General features: G+C 57.2%; 15 protein-coding genes. 7 read left to right on the forward strand and 8 right to left on the reverse strand.

The features are described from left to right. Positions 1 to 19 precede the first annotated feature (19 nt). A complete protein-coding gene (locus tag HK44_RS02390; protein WP_019689156.1) occupies positions 20 to 247 on the reverse strand; it encodes a DUF2790 domain-containing protein in 228 nt (75 codons plus the stop codon). Between the two features lie 118 nt (positions 248 to 365). On the opposite strand from HK44_RS02390, the gene HK44_RS02395 reads away from it, so the two are divergent. Further along, positions 366 to 1,304: a LysR family transcriptional regulator gene (locus tag HK44_RS02395; RefSeq protein ID WP_019689157.1), complete on the forward strand. Its 939-nt coding sequence runs from the start codon at positions 366 to 368 to the stop codon at positions 1,302 to 1,304. 57 nt (positions 1,305 to 1,361) lie between these two features. On the opposite strand, the gene HK44_RS02400 is transcribed toward HK44_RS02395, so the two are convergent. The 4 genes from HK44_RS02400 to HK44_RS02415 form a co-directional block, all read right to left on the reverse strand. Continuing rightward, entirely contained in the window at positions 1,362 to 2,288 is a 927-nt protein-coding gene (locus HK44_RS02400; RefSeq protein ID WP_019689158.1) for a helix-turn-helix domain-containing protein, read from the reverse strand. Between the two features lie 177 nt (positions 2,289 to 2,465). Next, positions 2,466 to 3,008: a VOC family protein gene (locus HK44_RS02405; protein WP_019689159.1), complete on the reverse strand. Its 543-nt coding sequence runs from the start codon at positions 3,006 to 3,008 to the stop codon at positions 2,466 to 2,468. Next, a complete protein-coding gene (locus tag HK44_RS02410) occupies positions 3,005 to 4,900 on the reverse strand; it encodes an FAD-dependent oxidoreductase (protein ID WP_019689160.1) in 1,896 nt (631 codons plus the stop codon). Before HK44_RS02410 ends, HK44_RS02405 begins: the two co-directional genes overlap by 4 nt. Positions 4,901 to 5,032: 132 nt before the next feature. Beyond that, positions 5,033 to 5,935 (reverse strand): LysR family transcriptional regulator, encoded by a 903-nt coding sequence (locus HK44_RS02415; protein WP_019689161.1) that lies wholly within the window; start codon positions 5,933 to 5,935, stop codon positions 5,033 to 5,035. A gap of 332 nt (positions 5,936 to 6,267) precedes the next feature. Between HK44_RS02415 and HK44_RS02420 the strand changes: the two genes are divergently transcribed. The 5 genes from HK44_RS02420 to HK44_RS02440 all read left to right on the forward strand — a co-directional run bounded on the left by HK44_RS02420 (position 6,268) and on the right by HK44_RS02440 (position 12,756). Then, positions 6,268 to 7,605, forward strand: coding sequence for an MFS transporter (locus tag HK44_RS02420; RefSeq protein ID WP_019689162.1), 1,338 nt, complete (start codon positions 6,268 to 6,270; stop codon positions 7,603 to 7,605). A gap of 175 nt (positions 7,606 to 7,780) precedes the next feature. Then, on the forward strand, positions 7,781 to 9,064 hold the full coding sequence (gene salA / locus HK44_RS02425) for a salicylate 1-monooxygenase (protein WP_019689163.1): 1,284 nt from the start codon (positions 7,781 to 7,783) through the stop codon (positions 9,062 to 9,064). An 80-nt stretch (positions 9,065 to 9,144) separates the two neighbouring features. Beyond that, positions 9,145 to 10,083, forward strand: coding sequence for a catechol 1,2-dioxygenase (gene catA, locus HK44_RS02430; protein WP_019689164.1), 939 nt, complete (start codon positions 9,145 to 9,147; stop codon positions 10,081 to 10,083). Positions 10,084 to 10,131: 48 nt separating this feature from the next. After that, positions 10,132 to 11,277 carry an NAD(P)-dependent alcohol dehydrogenase gene (locus HK44_RS02435; protein WP_019689165.1) on the forward strand — a complete coding sequence of 382 codons (1,146 nt, stop codon included), beginning with the start codon at positions 10,132 to 10,134 and terminating at the stop codon, positions 11,275 to 11,277. A gap of 27 nt (positions 11,278 to 11,304) precedes the next feature. Further along, positions 11,305 to 12,756, forward strand: a complete 1,452-nt coding sequence (locus HK44_RS02440) for an aldehyde dehydrogenase (RefSeq protein WP_019689166.1) — start codon at positions 11,305 to 11,307, stop codon at positions 12,754 to 12,756. Between the two features lie 100 nt (positions 12,757 to 12,856). Here the strand turns inward: HK44_RS02440 and HK44_RS02445 are convergent, their stop codons facing one another. From HK44_RS02445 to HK44_RS02455, 3 genes are all read right to left on the reverse strand, one after another. Next, positions 12,857 to 14,131 (reverse strand): MFS transporter, encoded by a 1,275-nt coding sequence (locus tag HK44_RS02445; RefSeq protein ID WP_019689167.1) that lies wholly within the window; start codon positions 14,129 to 14,131, stop codon positions 12,857 to 12,859. Between the two features lie 64 nt (positions 14,132 to 14,195). Then, positions 14,196 to 15,350, reverse strand: coding sequence for an acyl-CoA dehydrogenase family protein (locus HK44_RS02450; protein WP_019689168.1), 1,155 nt, complete (start codon positions 15,348 to 15,350; stop codon positions 14,196 to 14,198). Between the two features lie 60 nt (positions 15,351 to 15,410). Next, positions 15,411 to 16,277 (reverse strand): IclR family transcriptional regulator, encoded by an 867-nt coding sequence (locus tag HK44_RS02455; RefSeq protein ID WP_019689169.1) that lies wholly within the window; start codon positions 16,275 to 16,277, stop codon positions 15,411 to 15,413. Positions 16,278 to 16,514: 237 nt separating this feature from the next. Here HK44_RS02455 and HK44_RS02460 point away from each other — a divergent pair, with 237 nt between their 5' ends. Continuing rightward, entirely contained in the window at positions 16,515 to 17,300 is a 786-nt protein-coding gene (locus tag HK44_RS02460; protein ID WP_019689170.1) for an enoyl-CoA hydratase, read from the forward strand. Position 17,301 lies beyond the last annotated feature (1 nt).

The raw sequence follows: 17,301 nt of genomic DNA on the forward strand, positions 1-17,301 counted from the left end.
CGGTGATGGTCCCGGTCTCTCAAACGCCCGAGCACATGCCCATTACCTGATAGGTCACTTTATGGGTTTCACCCTGGTGGTCGATGTAGACCATGGTCGCCGGCACGACTTCGCAGGCAGTCGAGGTATCGCTTACCGAGATGACCTTGGCGATATCCAGGGATGGAGGTGTCGCGGCCGGCTTGCTCTCGGCAGCCATGACGGCGGTTGTAGTCAGGGCCAGCAGTACGCTCAACAAGGTCTTCATGGTTTTTCTCCGTGGTGTTTCGATGAGTCAATTCTATTCTTCTACCGATGTGGATAAAGAGGGCTGTACTTGATGCAGCGTTACATCAGACGCAACAGTCATTGCCGCCGGAGGGTTCATGGACTTGCTTAACAGCCTGCGGGTATTTGTGCGTGTAGCCGACGCAGGCAGCTTTACCACCGCCGCACAGGCGCTGGACTTTTCCACGGCGCAAGTGTCTCGGCTGGTGGCTGATCTTGAGCAGCACGTGCAGGCTCGCCTGCTGCAGCGCACCACCCGACGCTTGAGTCTGACCGAAGCGGGTGAACGCTTTCTGCTGCGGGCGCGGCAAATTCTGGACGACATGGCCGAGGCCACCGCGGAAGCGCGTGGCGCTCACCTCAAGCCCAGTGGCCGCTTGCGACTGCATTGTTTGAACGGGTTGGGCGTTTTGATGACGCCACTGATTGCCCGCTACTGCGAGCTCTACCCGGACGTGGTGGTTGAATTGACCTTGTCACAGCGAAACCCCGATCCCCTTGAAGACGGACACGACGTGGTCATCTCCATTGCCCAGGAGTTGGAGGATTCACAATTCGTTGCCCAAACGGTAGGGCGCATTTTCAGCATGCTTTGCGCATCGCCTGCGTACATTGCGCGTCGGGGCCTGCCCACTCACCCGGAACAACTGAATCAACATAGCTGCCTGCGCATGCTTGACCCTTTGTACGGCGATGAGTGGGTCTTGCGTGACGAGCAGGGTGAGCATTCAGTGGTGCCTGGCAAGACCTTCCAGAGCAACGTACCCGAGGCGATGGTCAATGCGTCGGAGGCCGGGATGGGCATCAGCCTGTTGCCGTTCTACACCGCCACCCGGTCGCTGCGCGAGGGCACGCTGCTGCGCCTGCTGGGCGAGCACCGGCTCAGGGAGCGAAACGTCTACGCACTCTATCCTTCCAAGCGTTTTCTGGATGCCAAGGTGAGGACTTGGGTGGACTTTCTCAAGGCAGAGTTGCCCGGGCTTTTTTCCGGGCATGAGATCACAGCCAATGATGTTCGGTATTGGGCAGCAGGCTAACTGAAAAGGCCAACATTCCCGGATGGTGTCTGGGTGATTGGCCGACGCGCTGTTTCGTTACTGCAAGGCCGATGAGCAAAAAAGCCTGGAGGCGTTTTTCTCGCGATACTGTTTGGGCGTCATGAACAGTTTTTCCTGAAACAGTCGGGTCATATGGCTTTGGTCCGAGAATCCACAATCCATGGCCACCGCCTTCAACGGAATATCGCGCACCGTCGACAGGATGCGCTCGGCCTTTTTCAAACGGCGCGACTGAACGTACTGATGGGGAGAGACCCCGTATACAGCCCCAAATACTCGTACAAAGTACGACGGACTCAGGTCGACGATGGTGGCCATTTCCTTGACAGAAATGGGGCAGGACAGATGTGAATCGATGTATTGCTGAAGCTGGTCGCGTTTGAGGTTTGTCAGGCGTGACGCTTGATCGCTGTCTCTGAGGTCACACCGCACGTACTGACGCAGCAGATGGATGCACATCTGTATTTCCAGCGTCTGGGCGAAGATGCTGCTCCCCGGTTCGCCACTCAGGCACTCCATTTCATAGGTCGCCATGAGTCTGGAGAGCTTCGCGTCGTTGACGAGCGGGCAGTGGTCGACAAAAACGCCGTCAACATCCTGTTGAAAGACTTCATTGGCGACTTTGGCCATCATGGCTTGCGAAATGTAGATATGACTGACTTCGATATCGTTCATCCAGTACCACCTGGATGATTCGCCTCGGGTCAAAATGGTGACGTCGTTATCGCCAACGGACCATTTTTGCCATTGCTTGCCATCGTGGAAGCCCAGATTTGACGTACCTGATTTCCATCTCACCAACTCGTAATCGCGCATGCAGGGAATACTGACTTCGGTTTTGTCAAAGCGGTAACCCCGGATCGACACGCCGTTATCAGACGCGCTCTCAACGGTTCCCTTGATCGTTACTTCACCAGGGATAACGTCCAGCATTTTTTCTGGCGTTAGCAGGATGGCACTCATCACAACTCCCTTTTTATTTGTATTGGCTGTGGAGTTTTTATCAGTACTTAGCGGCTTTTGAGCGTTGAAGGCATCGAGAACACAGATTTAAAAATTAACACATTCTTCAAATTTGTACGCAAAACAGGCTTGCCATCGATCGGGGGAATTTCCACCGCTCGTCTGGCAAGCCTTTTCTTACTGCGCCTGGATTTCGTGGTCACCCGGCTCGGTCAAGTCCGGTCGCCAGCGGCGCAGGTGAGTGTGACGCTCATAGGCTTGCGATGAGGGGTAAGTCACCAATTCAATCGTGCTTCCCCAAGGGGTGCGGGTGTACACGTAGCGATTACCTGGTCCGGCGTCACCACCCGGGAGGTCGCCGGGTCGGCTGAGCAGAACGCCGCCGGCCTTCTCGAGGCGATTGGCAGCGGCATCGATATCGTCAACGTAGATGCAGATGTGCTGAATACCAAAGTCGCTCGGAACAATCGGCTGCAACTGCTGGACGCCAGTGTAGGAAAACAGCTCCAGGTTGGGGCCGTTGCCCAGACGCAGCATCCGGATTGAGGCAATCACTGCACCGGGCGGAATGCCGAGTCCCGCTTCTACCTCAGGCCCTCCCAGGGGAGCGTCGAGCATGTCGTAAAGCTTCTCGGCACCAAAGGCCTCGACGAAGAATCGGGTTGCCGCTTCCATATCGGGAACGGTAATGCCTACGTGTTCAATTGCACGAACATTCATGACAACTCTCCTATTTTCGCCGCCGCCCAGAAACCGGATTGGGTCGCCTCATACATCCGCCCACCACGGGACCTTGTACCGATGCTGTAGACGCGAATGTCATCGACCGACTCCTCCAGAACCGTTGAAGGCGCACGGGCGGTCGCCATTACTACGTAACCATCATCAGGCACCTTTGCTGCCGTGTTGATCGATACGTCCAGATGCTTGAGAAGGCCGGCGAGATGCTCGCGCTGCATATCATTGGTGTCGATACCCACGCTATCCGCGGGTGAAACAAGGCTGACCTTTTTGCCTTGCTCCGCCAGCCACAGGGCAGCGAACATTGCTGCCTCGGTTTCACCAAATACGGTGACCTCGTCCGTCACAGGCAAATTGGCGCTTGCCAGCATATCGGCCACATCCGGGCCGCGATCCTGCGCAACGGTACCGGTCGCAAGCAGTACGGTGTCCCATGGGCTCAGGTCCAAGTCAGCTGCATCGGTATTGAGATGAACGTCGACGCCTACGCGTTCGAGTTCGCTCTCGTAAAACGCAATCATGTTCTTGACCTCCATGCGAAACGGGCTCGCGGCTGCCCACGCATGGAGCTGGCCGCCGATGCGATCCGCTCTCTCGACCAACCTCACACTATGTCCACGCTCGGCAGCCAGTATCGCGGCCTCACAACCGGCCGGTCCGCCACCGACAATCAATACTCGCTCCTGTCTGGAAGCAGGGCGGCGAGCATCACTTGCGCGACGCTCCTGTCCGAGGGTCGGATTGATCACGCACTGGGTGCCTTTGCCGTTGAACATCCACCGCGAGATGCATTCATTGACCGCCAGGCAGCGGCGGACACTTTGCGGTTGCCCGCGCCGTGTCTTGTTGACTGTTTCGGGGTCCGCCAGACCCGATCGACCCAAGGCCACAAAGTCGAGTTCGCCGTCAGACACCGCTTGTGCCATCTCGTCGAACAGCCAGGTGAGACGACCGACGCCAATCACCGGGATCGAGACACGCTGTTTTACGAGCTTGGCATAATTCACTAATGAGCCTGGCGCGACCATGGGCAGCAACGTCATCGCCGTGTCGTAGTTCCCGGCGCTGACATCCAGGGCGTCGACGTAAGGCTCGAGCATTTCGCAAAAGGCCAGGCCATCTTCCAATGAGAGACCGCCCTCGTACGGCTCCATCACACTAAGGCGATACAGGATCGGGAATTCTGCACCGACCTGTCCGCGAATCCCGCGCACGACCTCAAGGGCGAAACGGGCACGGTTCTCCAGGGATCCGCCCCAGCGGTCGGTTCGCTTATTTGTGAAAGGGGAGAGAAACTGGCCGAGCAAATAGCCGTGTGCACCGTGCAGCTCAACGGCATCGAAGCCAGCGGCCACCGCGCGCCGGGCACCCTGAACATATTTGTCGATCAATCCTGGAATTTCATGTTCTTCGATTGCGCGCGGCGGGGTGCCGAACGCGCTGGTGATACCGGCTGTCGGTGCCAGTGGCGGTTCATTACGCTCTGTATTGCTTTGGGAGTTCTGGCGCCCGGTGTGGTGCAGCTGCACGGCTATTTTCGCGCCTTCGCCGTGGACTGCGTCGACCAGGTTGCTGAGTGCGCCAATGAACCTGTCGTGGTCGATTCGCATCGGGTGACCCGCGGTGCGCCCGACTTCCCAATCGATAGAGGTATTCTCGGTGATGATCAGACCAACGCCTCCTCGGGCGCGGGCCCGATGGTATTCGATGAGCTTATCGTCAACCTCACCGAAGGTGCTGGCGAACTGAGTGAAGATCGGTGCTTGTACGAAACGGTTGCGCAATTGCAAGGTGCCGATCCGCCCGGGCTGGTAGAGCGCCGCGGCAGGGCCGTCTGAAATCACAAGGTTACGGATGTCTGGGTGTGCCATTGCCATCTCTCCTCATTATTTTTTTTGTTTGAGGTTCGAGCATGGAATGAGCGCCGGCATGAGTATTGAACATTCATGTCGAGGCGTTGAAGAATCCTGCTTTGGCGTCGCAGCATTACTCGTTCAGGTGCCTTAATCCGAAAACAACTCAAACATCAGCTGGCGAAGCCAACGATTGGCGGGGTCTTTGTTATAGCGTGCGTGCCAGAACAGATTGATCTCGATGTTGGGCAATTCCACGGGTGTCGGTAGCACCGCAAGGCCGAAGGGTTGTTCGCAACTGCTGGCGAACCGCTCAGGCACTGTGGCCATCAAGTCGGTGCGTTGAAGGATGTGGCCAACGGCGACGAAGTGGGGGACCTCCAGGCGTATGTTTCGCTCGATACCGGCCCGCGCCAGAAACGTATCGACTTCGCCGTGTCCCGTGTTCGCCGCCACGACGCGAACGTGCTCATAACTGCAAAAACGCTCAAGCGTTAACGGTTCCCGGGTAGCGGGGTGGTCTTTGCGGCACATGCAGACGTAGCGATGGTGGAACAGGCGCTGCTGAAAAAAACCGGCTTGCAGGTGTGGCAGTAATCCAACGGCGAGGTCGATCGCACCGTTTTGCAACCCTTCGGCCAAGGTATTGGAGGTGTTGCGCAGCGTGCTGATCGAGCAGCCCGGCGCGCGTTCAGCCAGCGCGTCCATCAGCCGTGGCATGAAGTAGATTTCACCAATATCGGTCATTGCCATGGTAAATCTGCGATTGCTGTTGAGCGGGTCGAACGTGTCCTGTCGGCTCAGTGCATCGCGTAAGGTCTGAATGGCCTGTGCGACGGGTTCGGCCAACTGCCGGGCATAAGGCGTGGGCTCCATTCCCTGATAAGTGCGCACGAAAAGTTCGTCGTTCAAGGCGACACGCAGGCGTTTCAACGCGTTGCTGACAGCGGGCTGGGTCAGATCGAGATTATCCGCCGCGGTCGATACCCGGCGGTCAACCAGCAGTTGGTTGAATACCAGAAGAAGATTGAGGTCAAGCTCACGTAATTCCATAACGCCTCGTGCAGATTGCGTTCATGAGGGCGATAGATCTTTGCCCGTTATTGGGTCTGCACCGCTCTGAAATCGCCGCTGCAAGGGCTCCAAGCCTAACAAGCGCCTAACATCGCGTCCATTGAGAGATATACGGGGCGTTTGCTTAACCTCGAGCTTTATTCACGATCGAAATAATGAGTATTCGCCTGGCTGCATTTATCCCGGTTGTTGGTTTGCCCATGATCGAATCTATGCCCGACTCTGAACGCTCTGCGTCCATTGGGCAGCTCGCAATTTTCCGGAGGCGCTAGATCTTCCGGCTCTATAACAATGACAAAAAGAGCGATGCCATGCGTACGATCGATGTATCAGCCCTGATTGACGGGGCACGTTTCAATGCCTTCCATGCACGCGTGCTGTTCTGGTGCGCGTTGATCATCATTTTCGACGGATACGATCTGGTCATCTATGGGGTCGTATTGCCCTCATTGATGACCGAGTGGGGCCTCAGTTCGTTGCAGGCTGGTGCGCTAGGCAGTTGCGCGCTGGTGGGCATGATGCTGGGGGCGTTGTTTTTCGGTTCACTGTCGGATCGTATAGGTCGACGTAAAACCATCATGATGTGTGTCGCGATCTTCAGTGGGGTCACGGCGATCAACGGCCTGGCGAAAAGCCCCGAGGCGTTCGCGTTGTGCCGGTTCATCGCTGGCCTGGGCATCGGCGGGGTGATGCCCAACGTTGTGGCGTTGATGAACGAGTACGCGCCGAAAAAATCCCGTAGCACCCTGGTGGCGATCATGTTCAGTGGCTACTCGTTGGGCGGCATGTTATCGGCGAGCCTGGGCATGGTGCTGATCCCGCAGTGGGGATGGCAAGCCGTGTTCTATGTCGCGCTGGTTCCGCTGTTGGCTCTGCCATTTCTGATACGCCAATTGCCGGAGTCGATTGATTTCCTGCTGCGCACCGGGCAGACCGTGAAGGCTCAAAACCTGCTGGCACAAGCCGAGCCGTCTTACCAATCCACCGCCAATGACCAGTTGAACCAGAGGGTCGCCAAAGGCACGACTGTGTCAATTGCACAGCTGTTCCAGGACGGGCGCAAGTTAAAGACCTTCATGCTGTGGCTGGCGTTTTTCTGTTGTTTGCTGATGGTTTATGCATTGAGCTCCTGGCTGCCAAAACTCATGACTGCAGCGGGCTATGGATTGAATTCCAGCCTGGCGTTTCTGTTGGCGTTGAATGTCGGCGCGATCATTGGCGCGGTGGCCGGAGGATGGCTGGGGGACCGGATTGGAATCGCCAAGGTCTTGTTCGCGTTTTTCAGTTGCGGAGCGTTAGCCCTGAGCCTGTTGGCGCTCAAGGCGCCGTTACCGGTTCTTTATTTACTTATCGCCATTGCCGGGGCGTGCACCATTGGCACGCAGATCCTGGCAAACGCTTGCACGGTGCAGTATTACCCCGCGCATATACGCTCTACCGGGCTTGGTTGGGCGATGGATATCGGTCGCACCGGAGCCATCATCGGTCCGCTGCTGGGTGGGGCACTGCACGCTTCATCACTGCCGCTGCAGGCCAGCTTTCTCATCTTCGCCATACCAGGATTGGTAGGGGCCATCGCCATTCTGGTGTTTCTGATTCAGAACGCTCCAGGCCGTCAGGCTGCTTTATCCCGGCAACCGGCGCAGTAACCTTTGCAGCAAAAGACGAGCCCGGGGAGGGCTCGTCCGGCCGATGACTGGTCGACCTGACGAGTAATATTCACACCCATGATGGGATGTATGGGAGTTGCGGTATTTATCAATAGCGCTCGGATGGCGATGATTTGCTTACTCCAATAACAATCAGCCTCATGGGTAACTTGCTATGCGTACTTCTCAATCCAAACTGCAAATCGGCATTGTTGGCGGCGGTATCGCCGGCGTGGCTCTGGCCTTGGACCTTTGCCGTCATTCCCACCTCGACGTGCAATTATTCGAGTCGGCGCCTGCCTTTGGCGAGGTCGGAGCGGGTGTCTCGTTCGGCGCCAACGCCGTTCGTGCCATTGCGGGCCTGGGTATTGCCGAACCCTACCGCAAGATTGCCGACCAGACGCAGGATCCCTGGCAGGACATCTGGTTCGAATGGCGTCGTGGTGAAGATGCCGGTTATCTGGGCGCAAGCCTGGCCGAAGGGGTAGGGCAGTCATCGGTACACCGTGCTGACTTCCTCGATGCGCTGGCCAGCCAGTTGCCGGACGGAATCGCTCAATTCGGCAAGCGCGCCGTCAGTGTGGAGCAAGATGCCGAACAGGCTCGAGTGGTGTTCACCGATGGCACTGAGCATCGCTGCGACCTGTTGATCGCCGCGGACGGTATCAAGTCATCGATTCGTGATCATGTTCTCAACGGTCTTGGCCAACCCCTGGTGGCGCCGCGTTTCAGTGGTACCTGCGCCTATCGCGGGATGATCGACAGCCAACAACTGCGCGCGGCCTACCGGGCCCGGGGTGTCGATGAACACTTGATCGACGTCCCGCAGATGTACCTGGGGCTTGATGCTCATATCCTCACGTTCCCCGTCAAACAAGGCCGGCTTATCAACGTTGTGGCCTTCATTTCCGATCGCAGTCGTCCTGATCCAACCTGGCCAAGCGATGCTCCGTGGGTACGCAATGCCAGCCAGGAAGAAATGCTCTCTGCCTTCAACCATTGGGGAGATGCTGCTCGGGTTCTGCTCGAATGCATTCCATCCCCCACCCTTTGGGCGCTGCATGAACTCGATGAATTACCAGGTTACGTGCACGGCCGCGTGGGTCTGATCGGCGATGCTGCGCATGCGATGTTGCCACACCAGGGCGCTGGAGCAGGTCAGGGCCTGGAAGACGCCTGGCTTCTGGCGCGATTGCTGGCCGATCCACAGGTCCTGGACAGCCAGCCACAGGCGGTGCTCGAAGCCTACGACGCCATCCGTCGTCCCCGTGCCTGCCGTGTGCAGCGTACCTCCTGGGAAGCCGGGGAGCTTTATGAAATGCGTGATCCAGCTGTGGCCGATGACGAACAACTACTGAGCAAAACCCTCGCCGAGCGCTTCGACTGGCTGTGGAATCACGACATGCAGTCCGACCTTCAAGAGGCCCGTGCCCAGTTGGGCTGGCGAGCAGTCGCGTAATGATTTGAACCGACACGCGCGGAGGGAGCACCCAGCGGCTCTCTTCGTGGGTGCATACCAATAAGATCAGGTGAATCGAAATGACAGTGAAAATTTCTCAACTGCCGCAATTGCAGCAATTCTTCCGAGAAGCCTCGGGACTGGACAACAATGCAGGCGATCCGCGCCGCAAGCAGATCGTCTTACGGTTGCTGCAGGAAGTCGCCCGAGTGATCGAAGATCTGCAGATCAGCGACGATGAGTTCTGGGGTGCGGTGGACTACGTCAACCGCCTGGGCGCCAGAAACGAAGCAGGTTTGCTGGTCGCCGGGCTTGGCATCGAACACTTCCTTGATCTGCTGGCGGATGCCAGGGACGCTGAAGCGGGTCGAACCGGTGGCACCCCACGGACAATTGAAGGCCCGTTGTACGTCGCCGGTGCACCACTGTGTGAGTACCAAACTCGAATGGATGATGGGACCGAGGATGGCACAGCAACGGTGATGTTTCTGGAAGGGCGCGTAACCGACTTGAACGGTCAGCCGATCGCTGGAGCCACCGTGGATTTGTGGCAAGCCAACACCCAGGGCAACTACTCCTACTTCGACAAGAGCCAGTCTGAATTCAACTTGCGTCGCCGGATTCTCACGGACGCCAATGGTTGTTACCGGGCTCGCAGCATCGTGCCCTCGGGCTACGGTTGCGATCCAGCCGGCCCGACTCAGGAATGCCTTGATCACTTGGGCCGCCACGGTCAGCGACCCGCACATATCCACTTCTTCATTTCTGCCCCTGGGCATGAACATCTGACCACCCAGATCAATCTGTCCAATGACAAGTACCTGTGGGACGACTTCGCCTATGCGACGCGTGACGGATTGATCGGCGAAGTTCGCTTTGTGGAAGACGAGGAACGAGCCGCCGCCATGGGTGTGGCAGGGCGTTTCGCCGAGATGACTTTCAATTTCAGCCTGCGTCCGGCCGCCAGCGAACAAGCAACCCATCGCAGCCAACGCCCGCGTGCGTTGCAGTCTGCCTGACCAACCGACGTTCACTCGACGTCGACGAACCACTTCAAGGAGACAACGATGTCCCGGACTGATGCACAATCGATGAACATCCGTGCCGCAGTATTACGCACCTCGGGAGCCCCTTTGCAAATTGAGGATGTCTTGCTCGAGGCTCCTCGGCCAACCGAAGTGCGCGTGCGTGTGGTCGCTACAGGTGTTTGCCACACTGACATGGTGGTGCGTGATCAGCTGTTTCCCACTCCTCTGCCCATCATCCTCGGTCATGAAGGTGCCGGTATCGTCGATGCAGTCGGTTCTGCCGTGACGACCGTACAACCGGGCGATCACGTGGTCATGACGTACATGTCCTGCGGTCTTTGCCTGCCTTGCGAAACGGGCCACCCGGCGCACTGCACACACATGCACCCGTTGAACTTTGGTGGTGGCCGGCTCGACGGCAGCACCTCCGCTTGCGCATGTGGCAGCGACCACACCATCCACGACCATTTCTTTGGCCAATCCTCGTTTTCCACTTACACGATCGCCAATGAGCGCAACGTCGTCAAAGTCCCAAAGCAGGCACCACTGGAACTCTTGGGGCCGCTGGGTTGTGGTATTCAGACGGGCGCAGGATCAGTTCTCAATGCACTCAGGGTTGAGGCAGGATCGAGCTTCGCCGCCTTTGGTGCAGGCGCGGTCGGGATGGCGGCGGTAATGGCGGCGAAGGTCGCTGGCGCTACGACCATCATTGCTGTGGACGTCACTCCGAGTCGGCTGGAACTGGCTCTCGAACTGGGAGCGACCCATGTCATCAATAGTCGCGAAGAGGATCCGGTTCAACGCATTCAGGCCATCACTCAGGGCGGTGTCAATTACAGCCTTGAATGCTCCGGTCGCTCCGAGGTGTTGCGCCAGGCGATCGACTCAGTCACCACGCTTGGCACCTGTGGCATTGTCGGCGCTACCAAAGTGGGTACCGAGGTCGCATTCAATATCAACGACGTGATGATTCCCGGCAAACGCATCATGGGCATCGTGCAAGGCGATGTCGTTGCCAATGCTTTTATTCCGAAGCTGGTTGATCTCTTCCTGCAGGGCCGATTCCCCTTCGACAAGCTATGCAAGTTTTACGAATTCGATGAGGTGAACCAGGCGATGGCCGATAGCGAGCGCGGTGTCACCATCAAACCGATTCTCCGCATGCCAGTCCCTGCTTCGGTCTAACTTTTTCGATCTCCCAAGGAACCAGCAATGACCGTTCAAATCGTAATAGACAATCAAAAGCTCGACGCCTCCAATGGCAAGACTTTCCAGCGCATCAATCCGCTCAGTGACGCGACCGTGAGTGTAGGTGCAGCCTGCAGCGTCGAAGACGCCATCCGCGCAGCCGAGTCTTCCCAGCGCGCTTTTCAAACATGGTCAAAAACCGGCCCAACCGAACGCCGCCGCATACTGCTCGCGGCCGCCGATGCCCTGGAATCGAAAATGGCGCAGTTCTGCTCGGTCATGGCCGAAGAGATTGGCGCTTCGCAACTCTGGGCACAATTTAACGTGGGCGCATCGGCCAACCTGCTGCGTGAAGCCGCAGCCCTGACCACACAAATCAAAGGCGAAACCATACCTACCGACAAGCCCGGCGCATTGTCGATGACGTTGCGCCAACCGGTGGGCGCGGTACTGAGCATCGTGCCTTGGAACGGGCCGGTCATTCTTGGCGCACGGGCTATCGCCTACCCACTGGCGTGTGGCAATACGGTGATCTTCAAGGGTTCTGAAAGCAGCCCACGAACGCATGCGTTGTTGGCCGAAGCGTTTTACGATGCCGGTTTGCCGGCGGGGGTCTTGAACTTTCTGATCAGCGCGCCAGAGGACGCGTCTGCTGTGACGGAAGCGTTGGTCGCGCATGACGTTGTGCGTCGAGTGAACTTCACAGGCTCAACCAAGGTCGGCCGTATGATTGCCCAGACCTGCGCCAGTCATCTCAAACGCTGCCTCCTGGAACTGGGTGGCAAAGCCCCTTTCATTGTTCTGGATGACGCGGATATCGATGGGGCAGTCAATGCTGCCGTTTTCGGAGCGTTCCTTTACCAGGGGCAAATCTGCATGTCGACCGAGCGTTTCGTGGTCGATGAAGCGGTTGCCGATCAATTCGTTTCCCGTTTCGCCGAACGCGTACGGTCACTGGAGACGGGCGTTCCAACGACGACACCCAACTGCGTGATTGGTCCGATGATCGGCCAAGGCTCGGTACAACGGATCAATTATTTACTCGACGATGCCATTGGAAAGGGCGCTGACATCGTCGCTGGCGGCCTGGCGGAAAACGCCTTGATGGGCCCGACGCTGGTCGATCGGGTTACCCGTGAGATGTCGATCTACGACGAAGAGACCTTTGGCCCGGTGACCACTATCGTTCGGGTGAAGGGCGCCGAGCAAGCGCTGGAGGTGGCCAACGACACTGCCTACGGTCTTTCGTCTTCAATATTCAGTCGCGATGTCACTCGGGCATTGGATCTGGCTGGCCGACTTGATGCGGGCTGCGTACACATCAATGGAGCAACTGTCCAAAATGAGCCGCAGGCTCCATACGGTGGAATGAAGAAAAGTGGCTACGGACGCTTCGATGGCAGTGCAGTCATTGAGGAGTTTACCGAGGTCAAATGGGTAACGGTTGAACCCTCTAACCAGCCTTATCCCTTTTAAGTTTGAAACCGGCGCATAAAGCGCCGGTTTTTTTACTTGAGTGCCATGGACAGCCTTGCCTAATAAGACGCACCGACAGGCGTCTAGGTATTGCAAAGCACTATTGCTTTTGCGGGTCGAACTGCTTGTCCTTGATAAACAGCGCGGGAATCACACCGCAGATGAAGTAGGCCGCTCCCATGACCAGGAAACCCACACCGATCGAACCATGAGAGGCGAGGAACCCAATAGCAGCCGGAGCAATTGCAGCGCCCAGACGCCCAATATTGTAGGCACCGCCTACGGCAGACCCGCGAAATTTGGCTTCGAAGCTTTCGGTCATGTATGTGGCGTTCACACCGTATGGAATACCATACAAAAAGCCGAATACCACCAGCATCCAGAGTATGTTTTCCTGGCTTTGGAACAGCACGATGACCGGCAGGAAAACCGCGGTCCCCAAGGCCCCAAAGGCGAACACGGTACGACGCCCGATACAATCAGCCGCCAGGCCAGCAAGAATTTTTCCCAGGATCATGGCGGTGTATGTGCCGACCATGTATCCGGTCATGGATTTGAGATTCATGCCCAGTTCGCTTTCCAGGTACGTCGGCATCCAGTTGTTCACGCCGTAGTAACCGAACTGTAGAAAGCCTGCAGTCAGCGCCCAGAAGATAAACATCCGGCTGGCTTTCGGATCACTGAAGATCAGTTTGTACATGCTTTCGCGCTTTTCGGAGAGCCGATTTTGGACGCCCGTGATTTTCTTCCTGGTGCGCTCGGCCTGAGCGTTAATCCAGGCTTGTGGCTCCGGCACGAAACGTTGCATCACCATTGCCAGGATCACCGGAACAATCGCGATGTAAAACAGCCAGCGCCAGCCATGGCTCGGCAGTATCCAACCCGCTAGCAGCGTCGCAACGATATACCCCACTGACCAGCCTGCCTGCAGGGTGCCGAGTACCGTTGTGCGGTAGCGGGTGGGCACATATTCGGACATCAGCGTATTGCACGCCACGTACAGTGCGCCGATCCCTAGCGAGGCGACAAAACGGGTGATCGCGAACTGCCAATAGCTATGCGTCAGGCCTAAAACAGCGGTGCCGACGGAAAACAGTACGATACTCCAGACTACGGTTTTCACCCGGCCGAAGCGATCGCAGGCCCAGCCACCGTAGATGCCGCCAATGGCCATCCCAGCCAGGGTGAAGCTACCCAGACTGCCAGCTTCTACGTTGCTCAGGCCGAATTCAGCCTTCAGGCTGCTGAGGCTGTAGGAAAGCAGCATCAGATCGGCACCGTCGATCAACAATCCAAGAAAGCAGAATATGAAGACCAGCACCCAGGTACTGGTTTTGGCGTGCGTAGTCACACTCGCCTGAGCTGCAGCGTCCATGGTGTTACCTTTTTTGTATTTATTTGGGGAGGGCACTTGAATCGGAAATTGAAAGCCAGGAGCCTCAGCGTTGAGCGTCGCGGATCATGTTTCGGGCGATGACTATCTGCTGAATCTGGGTAGTGCCTTCGTAAATGCGGAACAGGCGAACATCCCGGTAGAAGCGTTCGATGGCGTACTCGCTCACGTAGCCGGCACCACCATGAATCTGCACGCAACGGTCGGCGACCCGTCCGCACATTTCAGTGGAGAACATCTTGGCGCAGGAGGCTTCGGTGCTTACGTTACGTCCGTCGTCACGCTTGCGTGCGGCATCCAGCACCATGCAACGGCTCGCATAGATTTCAGCCTTGCTGTCGGCAAGCATGGCCTGGATGAGTTGGAACTCGGCGATTGGTTGACCGAACTGTTTGCGTTCCAGCGCGTAACGCAAGGCATCGTCGAGCATCCGCTCGGCGGCGCCGACACTCAGGGCCGCAATATGCAGGCGACCCTTGTCGAGCACTTTCATCGCAGTCTTGAAGCCTACGCCTTCGACACCGCCGATCAATTGGCTGGCCGGGACTCGCGCATTCTCGAATATGACGTCGCAGGTGTGAGCACCCTTGTGGCCCATTTTGTGGTCGGGCTTGCCCAGCGAAACACCGGGTGTGCCGCGCTCGACAATGAACGCGCTGATGCCGGCGGCGCCTTTTATCTGGGGATTGGTTCGCGCCATGACAGTATAGATTCCGGCATGTGGGGCATTGGTGATGAAGCGCTTGGTGCCATTGAGAATGTAGCTGTCGCCGTCGCGCACGGCGTTGGTTTTGAGCGAGGCGGCGTCTGAGCCTGCGTCAGGCTCCGTCAGGCAGAAGGAGCTGAGCAGCTCGCCACTGGCCAACTTGGGCAGGTAGTAATGTTTCTGTTCCTCAGTACCGTCCAGGAGGATACCGATTGAGCCGATCCCGTTATTGGTTCCGATGTAAGAGCGAAACGCTGGTGAAGTGCGGCCTAGCTCGAAGGCGATATTCACTTCTTCCTCCATCGTGACGCCCAAACCACCAAACTCTTCCGGGAGCGTCAGGCCGAACAAACCCATTTCCCTCATCTGCTCGACGATATCTTGGGGGATAGCGTCGGTGTCAGCCACTTCGTTTTCACGGGGAATCAGCACCTCGCTAACGAACTGACGAAGGGAATCCAACAACATCTGCAGGGTTTCGGTATCACGGATCATGTGCGCTCCTGCGGCTCGCAAAAGCGAGCCGGTTTTTTAGGGCGCCGTTACTCCGTTGCGTCAGCGAGCAGCGGCGCCAATGTTATTGACCATGTTGATCAGGCGAGGCCCGATATCGTCCACGAGCTGTTCACGGGGTAGCTGAAAGCTCGGTCCACCGCAGTTGAAGGTGAGTAACCCGTACTGCGGGTGTAGCAATGGCACTGCAACGGAGTTGACGTCGCGGTGCCACTCACCGATCGACAGGCAGAAGCCGTAGTCGGCGAAATCCCTGAACGCTTTATCCAGCCCCTTGCGAATGGCTGGCCATTGCTCCGATTCACGCTGGCGAATGTGGTCGAGCAGAAACTCCCGCTCGGTTTCCGACATCGCCGCAAGGCATGCCCGGCCCACCGAACTCTGTGCCAGTGGCAGGTAGCTGCCGATCTGCCGCCGCATGGTCATGTTGCCCTGACCCTGAACCACATCCAGGTAAACCATCTGAAGACGATCCCGGGCGGCCATGGCGACGGCGGCCTGAGCGTGATTGGCCAATTCCTCCATCAAGGGATGAGCCACCGTGCGAATCGCCAGATTCGACAACATGGCGTAACCGAAACCCAACACACCTACGTCCAGCTGATACTTGCCTGAATGCACTTCACGCTTGAGGCAGCCCAGGCGCATCAACGTATTGGTCAGACGCGTCACCGTCGGTTTGGGCAGGCCGGTCATTCGCGCCAGATCCTGATTGCCCAGTACGTTGTCGCGCGGGGTGAAACACCTCATCAGCTCAAGTCCGCGTGCCAACGCCGTTACGAACTGACCACTGTTCTCGTCTTCGCTCAGCGCGCTGGCGGGATCCAGCATGCCCATCTTCAGTAAGCCGATTTCATCCGCTCCTTTCGTCTTGTCCACGGCTTGGTGATCTGTCTTGTTGCGACCCATGGTAGAACCTCGCTTTCGAGAAATGCAAGAAAATAAAATACAATTTCGCCTGTCGAAATTGTATTTGGTGCTAAACAAAAAACCAATCTATTTATGAAAAGCTTGTAATGCACTGTAAATAAGAGGTTAAACCAAATTTATTGGTTTGCCTGTTTACAGAAATTTAGAAGCGTATCTATGATTGATCGTTATTACGGTATTAAGTTTCGTATATCGAAACAAAAATAAGAGGTAGGTATGGACTCCCAGCTTAAAGCTGTAGTGGATCTGCACATCCGCGATGACGCCGTTGCCGTCGTACGGATCCAGCGGCCCGAAGTCAAAAACGCACTTAACAGCGCTGTGCGCGAACAGTTGGCGGAAATCTTTCGTGATCTGGCCGGCAATGATCAGGTGCGTGCGATCGTCCTCACCGGGGGTGAACAGTGCTTTGTCGCCGGTGCCGACATCCGCGAGTTTGCCGAGGCCAGTCCTATCGAGATGTACCGCCGCCACACGGAGTACTTGTGGGAGGCCATTGCTCGTTGCCCTAAACCAGTGATCGCTGCAGTCAATGGTTTCGCCTTGGGGGGCGGCTGCGAATTGGCGATGCACTGCGACATTATCGTTGCAGGGCAATCGGCACGCTTCGGTCAGCCGGAGGTAAAGCTTGGCCTGATGCCGGGCGCCGGTGGCACCCAACGCCTGATTCGCGCCGTCGGGAAATTTCAGGCGATGCGTATAGCACTAACGGGCTGCCTGGTCGCGGCACCCGAAGCGCTTGCCATGGGCATGGTCAGCGAGGTGGTGAGTGACGAACGCACAGTGCCGCGAGCGCTTGAGCTGGCTGCTGAAATAGCCGCGTTGCCGCCGCTGGCTGTCGCGCAGATCAAGGAAGTGATGTTGCTCGGTGCCGACTTGCCCCTGGACAGCGCACTGGCGTTGGAGCGCAAGGCGTTTCAGTTGCTGTTCGATTCCAGGGATCAGAAAGAAGGCGCCAGTGCCTTTCTTCAAAAACGCAAAGCCACCTTCTCGGGAGAGTGAT

The sequence above is a fragment of the Pseudomonas fluorescens HK44 genome, assembly GCF_000217955.3.
Lineage (GTDB): Bacteria > Pseudomonadota > Gammaproteobacteria > Pseudomonadales > Pseudomonadaceae > Aquipseudomonas > Aquipseudomonas fluorescens_AQ.